The sequence below is a fragment of the Phenylobacterium sp. genome, from assembly GCF_030654915.1.
Classification (GTDB): Bacteria; Pseudomonadota; Alphaproteobacteria; order Caulobacterales; family Caulobacteraceae; genus Phenylobacterium.
Genome location: NZ_JAURWM010000152.1, coordinates 1 through 8,464, shown reverse-complemented (window position 1 = coordinate 8,464; position 8,464 = coordinate 1). Strand labels below are relative to the sequence as shown.

The 8,464-nt window shown below is 67.4% G+C and carries 13 protein-coding genes; 5 read left to right on the top strand and 8 right to left on the bottom strand.

Going from position 1 to position 8,464, the window contains the following annotated elements:
* Nucleotides 1-24: 24 nt before the first annotated feature.
* On the bottom strand, nt 25-681 hold the full coding sequence (locus Q7T84_RS07965; protein ID WP_304807516.1) for a hypothetical protein: 657 nt from the start codon (nt 679-681) through the stop codon (nt 25-27).
* A 132-nt stretch (nt 682-813) separates the two neighbouring features.
* Here Q7T84_RS07965 and Q7T84_RS07960 point away from each other — a divergent pair, with 132 nt between their 5' ends.
* Together Q7T84_RS07960 and Q7T84_RS07955 are read left to right on the top strand one after the other, a co-directional pair.
* Complete coding sequence (locus Q7T84_RS07960) at nt 814-1,437, top strand: DUF6655 family protein (protein WP_304807514.1); 624 nt, start codon at nt 814-816, stop codon at nt 1,435-1,437.
* 65 nt (nt 1,438-1,502) lie between these two features.
* On the top strand, nt 1,503-2,162 hold the full coding sequence (locus Q7T84_RS07955; protein WP_304807512.1) for a lysoplasmalogenase family protein: 660 nt from the start codon (nt 1,503-1,505) through the stop codon (nt 2,160-2,162).
* On the opposite strand, the gene Q7T84_RS07950 is transcribed toward Q7T84_RS07955, so the two are convergent.
* Nucleotides 2,159-2,695, bottom strand: coding sequence for a GNAT family N-acetyltransferase (locus Q7T84_RS07950; protein WP_304807510.1), 537 nt, complete (start codon nt 2,693-2,695; stop codon nt 2,159-2,161). The two genes, Q7T84_RS07955 and Q7T84_RS07950, sit on opposite strands and share 4 nt — an antisense overlap.
* A 146-nt stretch (nt 2,696-2,841) precedes the next feature.
* Entirely contained in the window at nt 2,842-3,165 is a 324-nt protein-coding gene (locus tag Q7T84_RS07945; RefSeq protein WP_304807508.1) for a YnfA family protein, read from the bottom strand.
* A 185-nt stretch (nt 3,166-3,350) separates the two neighbouring features.
* Here Q7T84_RS07945 and Q7T84_RS07940 point away from each other — a divergent pair, with 185 nt between their 5' ends.
* The 3 genes from Q7T84_RS07940 (at nt 3,351) to Q7T84_RS07930 (ending at nt 5,942) form a co-directional block, all read left to right on the top strand.
* Complete coding sequence (locus Q7T84_RS07940; protein WP_304807506.1) at nt 3,351-3,728, top strand: hypothetical protein; 378 nt, start codon at nt 3,351-3,353, stop codon at nt 3,726-3,728.
* Nucleotides 3,729-3,884: 156 nt separating this feature from the next.
* Nucleotides 3,885-4,781, top strand: a complete 897-nt coding sequence (locus tag Q7T84_RS07935) for a helix-turn-helix transcriptional regulator (RefSeq protein ID WP_304807504.1) — start codon at nt 3,885-3,887, stop codon at nt 4,779-4,781.
* 123 nt (nt 4,782-4,904) lie between these two features.
* On the top strand, nt 4,905-5,942 hold the full coding sequence (locus Q7T84_RS07930; protein WP_304807502.1) for a PEPxxWA-CTERM sorting domain-containing protein: 1,038 nt from the start codon (nt 4,905-4,907) through the stop codon (nt 5,940-5,942).
* A 113-nt stretch (nt 5,943-6,055) separates the two neighbouring features.
* Here the strand turns inward: Q7T84_RS07930 and Q7T84_RS07925 are convergent, their stop codons facing one another.
* From Q7T84_RS07925 to gmk, 5 genes are all read right to left on the bottom strand, one after another.
* Nucleotides 6,056-6,613: a chloramphenicol phosphotransferase CPT family protein gene (locus Q7T84_RS07925; RefSeq protein WP_304807500.1), complete on the bottom strand. Its 558-nt coding sequence runs from the start codon at nt 6,611-6,613 to the stop codon at nt 6,056-6,058.
* 23 nt (nt 6,614-6,636) lie between these two features.
* Nucleotides 6,637-6,957 (bottom strand): multidrug efflux SMR transporter, encoded by a 321-nt coding sequence (locus Q7T84_RS07920; RefSeq protein ID WP_304807498.1) that lies wholly within the window; start codon nt 6,955-6,957, stop codon nt 6,637-6,639.
* A gap of 131 nt (nt 6,958-7,088) precedes the next feature.
* Nucleotides 7,089-7,511: a hypothetical protein gene (locus Q7T84_RS07915; RefSeq protein ID WP_304807494.1), complete on the bottom strand. Its 423-nt coding sequence runs from the start codon at nt 7,509-7,511 to the stop codon at nt 7,089-7,091.
* 97 nt (nt 7,512-7,608) lie between these two features.
* A complete protein-coding gene (locus Q7T84_RS07910; RefSeq protein WP_304807491.1) occupies nt 7,609-7,875 on the bottom strand; it encodes a hypothetical protein in 267 nt (88 codons plus the stop codon).
* 115 nt (nt 7,876-7,990) lie between these two features.
* Nucleotides 7,991-8,464, bottom strand: a 474-nt coding sequence (gene gmk / locus Q7T84_RS07905) for a guanylate kinase (RefSeq protein WP_304807489.1), incomplete at its 5' end; no start/stop codon positions are given.

The window sequence follows — 8,464 nt, the reverse complement described above, 5'->3', positions numbered from 1 at the left end:
CACGCCGGCCGGCCCACCCTGGCCTCATCGATAGCGCGTAACCTTCAGCGGGAACCGGTGCGTCTCGCCGGCCAGGGTGACCGCGACCGTCAAATCGGTCGTGTCCTTGGGCAGTTGCGCCAGACCAAGGTCGGTCATGTGCTTCTCGCCCGGCTGCACCGTCTGGGCGACAAAACCCAGATATTCAGCTGAGGCCATCATCGCTTCATTCTCAGCCTGCACGCGGGCCGGGCCGTCCTGAATGCGCGGATTGGTCGGGGTCGGCCGATCGCGGGCCGCCGCGCCCGCCCCGTCCATGGCCGCGGCGATCTGCGCCCATTTCGCCCGCTTGCGGCCCCTGGCCTCCAGGCTCGCCATCACCTCATCGCGGGTATAGACCGCCACGGCCGCGCCGCTCTGGGTCGTCACGCTCACGCTCGACGGCGTCATATTGAAAGGCGCCTGGCCGTGGTTCTCCACGGCGATCACCAGCGACGGCATGTCTTTATCGTCATGGGTCGCCCGCGCCACCAGCAGAGCCGCGTCGCTGCGCGCCAGGCTCGAACGCGCGCCCGCCATGCCGTCGCGAAACTCCACCATCGAGCCCAGGGTTTCGACAGGCTCGATCTTGATCGTCCCGGCCATCGCCGTTCCGGCCCAGCTTGCGGCGATCAGCGCCGCCAACATCCAATGCTTACCCATCACTTCCCCCAAGTCTGCCCGGAGAAAGTGTAACAGTCCGCGTCTACACCCCGCTACCCAATGCGTACCTCGCCCTACTCATGCCCCGAATCACGAGCCTCTGGCCCCTTCCGTCACGGCCGGAGGCACAATGTGAAGCTTGTTAGATACTGCGCCGTCACGATCAGCGGCCTCGTCCTGGTCGCCTGCGCGAGCGCCAATGAAACCTCGCCGGCGCGCACCGCCACCGAACAACTGCTCGTCGCCCACGCCGCCGAACGCGCGGCCAGCCAGTTCTCCCTGGCCCTGCCCGCCGAGGCCCGCGTGTTCCTGGACACCTCCAACTTCCGGGGCGAAGGCGCCGAGTACGCCGCCAGCGCGGTGCGCGAGGCGCTGGTCGCCCGCGGCAATCGACTGAGCGCCACCCAGGCGGACTCCGACATCGTCGTCGAAATCCGGCTCGGCGCCCTGTCGATCGACAAGATGCAGCGCGTGGTCGGCATTCCTCGCCTGACCCTGCCGATCTCGTCCAACCTGACCAACGCCACCATCCCGGAACTGTCGGCCTACTCGCGCCGCGACCGCACCGGCGTCGCCGAGTTCTCGGCCTTCGCCTACGACACCGCCACCGGCCGCCCGATCGCGCTCGGCGCGCGCATGGCCGGCACCGCCACGATCCGCAGCCACACCTTGTTCATGGTCATGTCCTGGGGCCAGCAGGAGGTCCGGCCCGGCGACGCGGCGCTAGCCTCCGACCAATGGTGGAAGGTCTGGTAGCAAAGGGCTTGCCGCCCTCCCCCAGCGCCGGCTCTACTGCCGTCCAAGAACTCGGGGGACACAAGATGGATCGACGCAGTCTCGCGCCGTACTTGGTGCTGGCCTTGGCCCTGGCCGCCGGCGTCAGCTACGTGGCCTCCTGGGAGATGGATTTCCCCCCGATCGCCAATATGCTTTGGAAGGGCGCGGGCGTCAGCCTGCTGGCCCTCTATGCCGCCCTGAGGGCGCGCAACCTCGACGGCTGGTTGATCTGCGCGGTCATGGCCTTCGGCGCGCTCGGCGACATGCTGCTGGAGGTCGCCGGCCTAACCGTTGGCGCGATCGCGTTCCTAGTCGGCCACCTGATCGCCATCTGGCTCTACCTGCGCAATCGGCGCCGGGCGCTGAGCCGCAGCCAGTTGCTGTTCGCCATCCTCCTAGTCCCCGCCACCGGGATCTTGGCCTTCCTGCTGCCCACCGACCGAGGCCTGGCCGCGGCCGCCACACTCTATTCGATGAGCCTGGCGGTCATGGCCGCCATGGCTTGGACCAGCCGCTTCCCCCGCGCCCTGGTCGGGGCCGGTGCGCTGATGTTCGTGATTTCCGACCTGCTGATCTTCGCCCGTGCCGGCGCCCTGGAGCACGCAGCGTGGATCGGACTGGCCATCTGGGGACTCTATTTCCTTGGCCAGACCCTGATTTGCGTCGGCGTCACCCGCACCCTGGCCAGAAACCCCCTGGGTTAACCGCCCACCCTGGTCTGGCGCTGCTCGCGCCAGTCTCGGCGCGTCCGGGCGTAGAGGAAGCTGTCGCCCGGATCGGCCTCGCCGAAGCCCGAACTGCGCACCAGCCCTTCACGGACGAACCCGCAACGCTCGGCCAGCTTCCACGAGGCGGTGTTCCACACCTCGATCATCAGTTGCAGCCGGTGAACACCCGGCCGCTCCTCGAACAACAGATCAGCGAACATCGCCACCGCCGGCGCGGCGTAGCCGTGTCCCCGGTCGGCGGGGGCATGGATGATGTAGCCTAGCTCCAGTCCATGGATGCACGGCCCGGAGCGATAGAACTGCATGGTCCCCAGCAGCCGGCCGCTCGCGGCCTCGACCATGGCCATGGCCCCGGCCTCATCCTGCCAAAGCCCTGTGGTCTCGAACGCCTCATCCAGCCGCCTGATCTCAGTCAGCGGTTCGGTGATCGACACGGTGAAGGCGAAGCGGACGATCTTGGGCAGGTCATCGGCGCGAACGCGGCGGATGGCGACGGCGGGTGTGTTCATAGGGATCGGTCTCGATAGCGTGTGATCGGAAGGCCCGGCGCGGCGCTCCGCGGGGCTCGTGAAAGGGGCGTGTGATGCGCCCGCATGCCGATGTCAGGCCATGCCTCAGCTAGGGACGGCGCGCCCGCCCTGTCAACGCCGCAAGCCTAGGCGCTGCGTGGCCCCAACAGGATCACGCCCGCCCCGACCAGACAGATCGCCGCCCCCAGAAGATCCCAGCGGTCGGGCGTGCGTTGCTCCACCAGCCAGAGCCAAGCAATCGAGGCGACGATGTAGACACCGCCATAGGCTGCGTAGGCTCGCCCTGCCGCCTCGCTGTCGACCCGGGTCAGCAGGAAAGCGAACAGCGCCAGCGACGCCATCCCCGGCGCCACCCACCACACCGAGCGATCCAGCCGCAGCCAGGCCCAGAACGCAAAGCAGCCGGCGATCTCGGCCGCCGCGGCAAGCGCGTAATAGAGCACCGTCATTCAAGCATCCGCCTCGCCGGCCACCCGGCCGCAGGCCAAAGCTCTCCGGGGTTTTCAGCTTCCTCGCAAGGCCCGCGCCCTACGGCCAAGCCAAGATATCGCCTCATCACGGTCCCTTGATGACCTCAAACGCCCGCCAGCTTGTCCGTTCCTCGGGGGAGGCCCAGTCAATTACGGGAGACCTCATGCGTTCAATTCTCACCTTCGGGGCCGCGGCCCTCGCTCTTGCGATCACTTCGGCTCCGGCCATGGCTCAAGGCGCCGCCCAGTCGGACGAGGCCACGTCCCCGGCCGCGGAGGGCTCGCCGGCCGCCAGCAGCCCTTCGGGCACGGACGCCAGCGCGACCGCGCCCCTAACGGTCGGCGCTACGGTCAAGGACAAGACCGGCGCGTCGATCGGTCAGGTGACGGCCGTGAAGCCTGATCCGGGCGGCAAGCAGGTCGCGACCATCAAGATGGGAACCGACACCTTCGCGGTGGAGACCGACAAGCTCGCCATCGCCGACGGCTCGGCTACGATCAACGCAACCCAGGCCGAACTCAAGGCCATGCTCGCCAAGTAACCGGCGAGCCCAAAGACCAGTCCAGCGCCCCGTCCTCACCCGAGGGCGGGGCGTTTTCGTGGATGAGCTATGCCTTCCCGCCAAACTATGCACCATGCACGCTGGGCGGGCGCACCTACACAACCGGCTCGTGTCATCCTCCCTGGGGCCAGACCGATGCAGGAATCCTTTTCCGACAAACTCGGCCTGACCCTGAAGGCGCTTTCGATGAGCCGCGGACGGCTGGCCGCCGACCTCGGGGTCGACAAGTCCGTGGTCGGACGGTGGGTGACCGGCGCGGTCAGTCCCTCGGCCCACAACCTGTCCCTGATCACCGCCCTGGTCGCCAAGCGGGTGCCAAGCTTCAGCAGCCTGGATTGGGACCGCAGCCTCGCGGGGCTGGCCGAACTGCTGGGCGCCGACCCCGACGGCCTGCCGGGCCTGTCGCGTCCCCCCACCGGCCTGCCAATCGCCATCCTCGATCAGATCCACGCCATGACCGCCCTGCGCGCCGCCGCCTATGAGGGGATCTTTCGCACCACCCGGCCCTACGTCATGCAGCCCGGCCGCTTCCTGCACGACCACAGCATGATGCGGCTGGACCCCAACGGCCTGCTGCGCTTGACCATGGGCACCGGCGGCACCGTCGTCGACGGCTGGGCGTTGTGCCTCCAAAACCAGGTGTTCTGCATCGCCGCCGACGTCACCAGCGGCTCGATGCTGTTTGGGATTTTCAACGGCGTGGCGACGTCCCGCGCCGACGTGATGGACGGCCTATCCCTAGGCTCGGCCCTGGACGGCGGCCGCACGCCGACGGCCACGGCGATGCTGATCGAGCGTGTCTACGACCTGAGCGACGACCCCGCCGAGGACGATCGCCGCTTCGCCGCCCTGGTGGCCGCCGATCCCGTCGCGCCGGAGGGCTCCATCTCGCAGGAGCTCAGCACTCACCTGGCCCGCGACATCGGCCCAACCCCGCTTGCGGCTGGTGGCGACTGGCTGCTGCGCATGCCGCTGTCGAGATCCATGGCCCGCGGCCCCGCCTATGGCGACAACGCCGTCCGCTCGCGCTGAACCCACCTCAGGTGCACGTCCCTGCACCTTTACGCGCGTCGCTGCACCTCCACAGCCTTAACGAGCCGTTAGTTTCCGCGCACAACCGGTGGCGCCTTCGCCTTCCGGATCATGGAGGCCGAAATGCGACGCGCATCTCGTCTAATCATCAGCGCGGCGCTGCTCCTCGGGGCCGCCGTCGCCACCCCCAGCCAAGCGGGCACGATCTACGCCACCGCCTTCGACGACATCGACTTCTTCATGCAGATCAACCCGGAGACCATCGGCGGCGGCGCCTACACCTCTAACTTCGGCCATCTGAAGATTGGCAAGAACGGGCTCGCCAATGACCTGCCCCTGACCGCCATGGCCGGCATGAACGGCCAGCTCGTGGGCAGCAAGGTCCACCAGGGCGGCGAGTTCGACTACTACTTCCACGTCGATCCGCAGGCCAATGGGGTCGGCGGCTATTCCTCCTACGCCGGCGACATCGTCACGCAGAACGAAGCGGGTCCCCAGCTCGACCTCCCGGTCGACAACATGGCGCCCCTGGCCGGCGAACTGTTCGCCAGCAGCTGGAACGACGGCTTCAACTATTTCTACAAGCTGATCGAACAGTCGGACGGCACGGGAGCCTATGGCGACTATTTCGGCGGCCTGACCCTGGGCGAGGGCGGCGAGTTCTTCGGCTTCGCGCTCGACAGCATGGCCAGCTACAACGGCCAACTCTACGGCACGGCCTTCGACGGCGTGAACGACCTGTTCTTCCGCATCAACCGTGACGCCGACGGCGCTGGCGCCTGGATCGATGGCCTCGGCGCCATCGACACAGGAAGCACCATCCACCCCGGCCGGCTAAGCGCCATGGTCGGAACCGACGACGGCCTCTACGGCGTGTCCTGGGACGAGGCCTCGGGCTCCAACTACTTCTTCGGCATCACGCCTGGCCTCCAAGGCTACGGCGGCGACCTGCACGGGATCGGCAGCCTGCACATCACCCAAGGCGGCCCTGCCGGCGTACTCCCCTACAAGATCAACACCCTGGCCTATCTTCCGAGCCCTGGGCCGATCGGCGGCGCTGTTCCAGAACCGGCCACCTGGGCGATGATGATCCTGGGCTTCGGCGCGGTCGGCGTCATGACCCGCGGCGCCCGTCGCAAGGGCGTCTTGCTGATGGGGTAGGACAGGTCCCGGACCGCCGCCCGGCTGCTCGGGCCACCGCGGCGTCCAGGACACCAGAGGTAGGGGCGCCAAGCCCCTACCTCGCCCTGCTTCCCCCGGGGGGAAGATCAGCGCTACAGCCCAAACGCCTCGCAAATCTTCCGTGCGTTCTGCGCCGGTGTCGTCGCCGTCGCGTCGATCTCCAGGTCATAGACGACGCCCTGATGCACGCGATCGAACTGCCATCGCGCCAGGCCGATCTCGCGGTCTCCCCGCTCACGCTCACGCCGTTCGAGCACGTCGAGCGGCGCCACCAGCCCGACGATGCGCAGGTCATGGCCCAGCAACAGTTCGCGATAGGCCCGCGCCTCGCCACGGCCCAACATCACCTCGTCAACAACCAGGTTGTTGCCCTGCCCCGCCATCGCCGCGATCGCATGGCGCATGCCCTGCATGGCGCGGTCCAGCACTGGACCCGTCCGGAGGGCGATGGAGGGATGGCCGTCCTCCTGCCCCGGCTCGAACACCAGTCCATCCGGGTGTCCCATCATCGCCGCCGGCAACATCTCAAGGAAACTGTCCATCGCCACATGCAGGAACGGTCGGGTGGCGATCTCCTGCAACGCCCGCGCCGTCGAACTCTTGCCGACGCTACCGACCCCATTGAGGATGATGACCTGCGATCGCGACACTGAACATTCCCTTCAATGGGTGGTTAGGCCTGGGAGACCAGCTTCATCCCCACGACGCCGAACACGATCATGCCCATGAAGCCGATCTGCGCCATGGACAGCTTCTCGCCGAACAGCAGCGCTCCGCAGATACCAACCCCGACGGCGCCTAGTCCGGTCCAGATCGCATAGGCGGTGCTAGCCGGCAAACCGCGCATGGCGAAGGCCAGCAGGCCCATGTTCACGAAACTCAGCGCGATGGGCACGCTCGCCGCCTGCCACGTCGCCTGAACGCCCGCCCACTTCAGGCTGAGCGCCCAGATGATCTCGGTTACGACGGCAATGCTAAGCGCGAGCCACGCCATGGGATTTCTCCTGGTCGCGGGCTCGAATGTCAGTGGCGGCCGGAAACCCGAAAGAGGCCGTCACAGATGTGGTCAGGCGCGCCTCCTACAGGATTACCGCGCCCAGTCCAAGCCGAGGCGATGCTCGGCCGCTACTGCGGTTGCGCCGGTGGCGTGTCGATGGTCATCAAAAATTCGCTGAGGGGGATCCGCACCCAGCGCCGGTGAGATTCGACCACGTAGGCCATCTGTGCCGAGAGGTCCCCGACCGCCTGAAGCGGACCGCGGAGCTGGATGAAGCGCTCCTGGCCGGGGCCGGCCGCGATGAGCAGTTCGACCGATGAGGCTTCCTCGCGAAGGCGGGCCGAATAGTCGACGCAGGCGCCTTCATAGCAAAGCTGCGTCGCCATCTCGGGGGCGGGCGCGCCACCCGGGTCAGACAGCAGGATCCGAGCGCGGACTTCGCCGGAGGTGACGATGGCAACCGAGCCTTCCGGTCCCGCCTTGACCTCCAGCTTGAAGTTCGCGTCCGGGAGACAGAACGCGGCGATCAGGATCGCGCAGGGGATGTCCATGGGACGCTCCAGACTGGCGCGGCGGACGCCGCCTGCGAAGCCTAACAACCGGAACTTTCCACGCCAATCGAAACACGCGTCAGGCGCGTCCTCGTCTTTACCTGAAAACGTAGAGCCCGCCGCTCTCGCGCACCTCCGGGAACGGCCCGCTCTCCATCACCAGCCGGCCCCGCCGGCTGCCGCAGACGCAGCGCAGGCGCTCAGAGAACGCCCCCAGCGGCAGGCCGCCCAGGCCTTGCGCCACCCAGATCGTCGGATCGCACGGCGCGGCGCGCTCGCAACCGGGCGAGGCGCAACGCGCCACCAGATGCCGGTCCATCCCCACGCACGCCAGCAGCGGCTGTTGCCCGTCCCGTCCTGTCATGAGCGCCTCCATGACCGGAACAAAAACAGAACATCTGAGTGAGAGCCACCCTGTTCTGGTTGTCTTTGACTTTTATCCCCAGACAGTCGCCAGCCGTCTGCCCGTGGAACCGCGGCTACTCCAGCAGCAGCCCCTCGACGAACTCCGGCAGCCACGGGTTACGGCCCGGCTTCATTCGCTCCGAACGATAGATGTGGCCGAGATCCGCATAGGCCCGGTCGAAGTTCTTGTTCACGATCACGTAGTCGTAGAGCCGCCAGTGGGCGATCTCTTCCTTGCCCAGAGCCAAGCGCTGGTTGATCACCTCTTCGCTGTCCTGCGCGCGCGCGTGAAGCCGGCGCGACAGGTCCTCCCAGGACGGCGGCAGAATAAACACCCCGACGCTGTCGTTGGGGGCCTTCTCGGTGATCTGCCCCGCGCCCTGCCAGTCGATATCGAACAGCACGTCCTTGCCCTCTTCCAGGGCGGCCATCACCGGCGCCTTGGGGGTGCCGTAGAGGTTGCCGTTGACCTCGGCCCATTCCAGGAAATGCCCCTCGCCGATCATCGTCTCGAAACGGGCGCGGTCGACGAAGAAGTACTCGCGCCC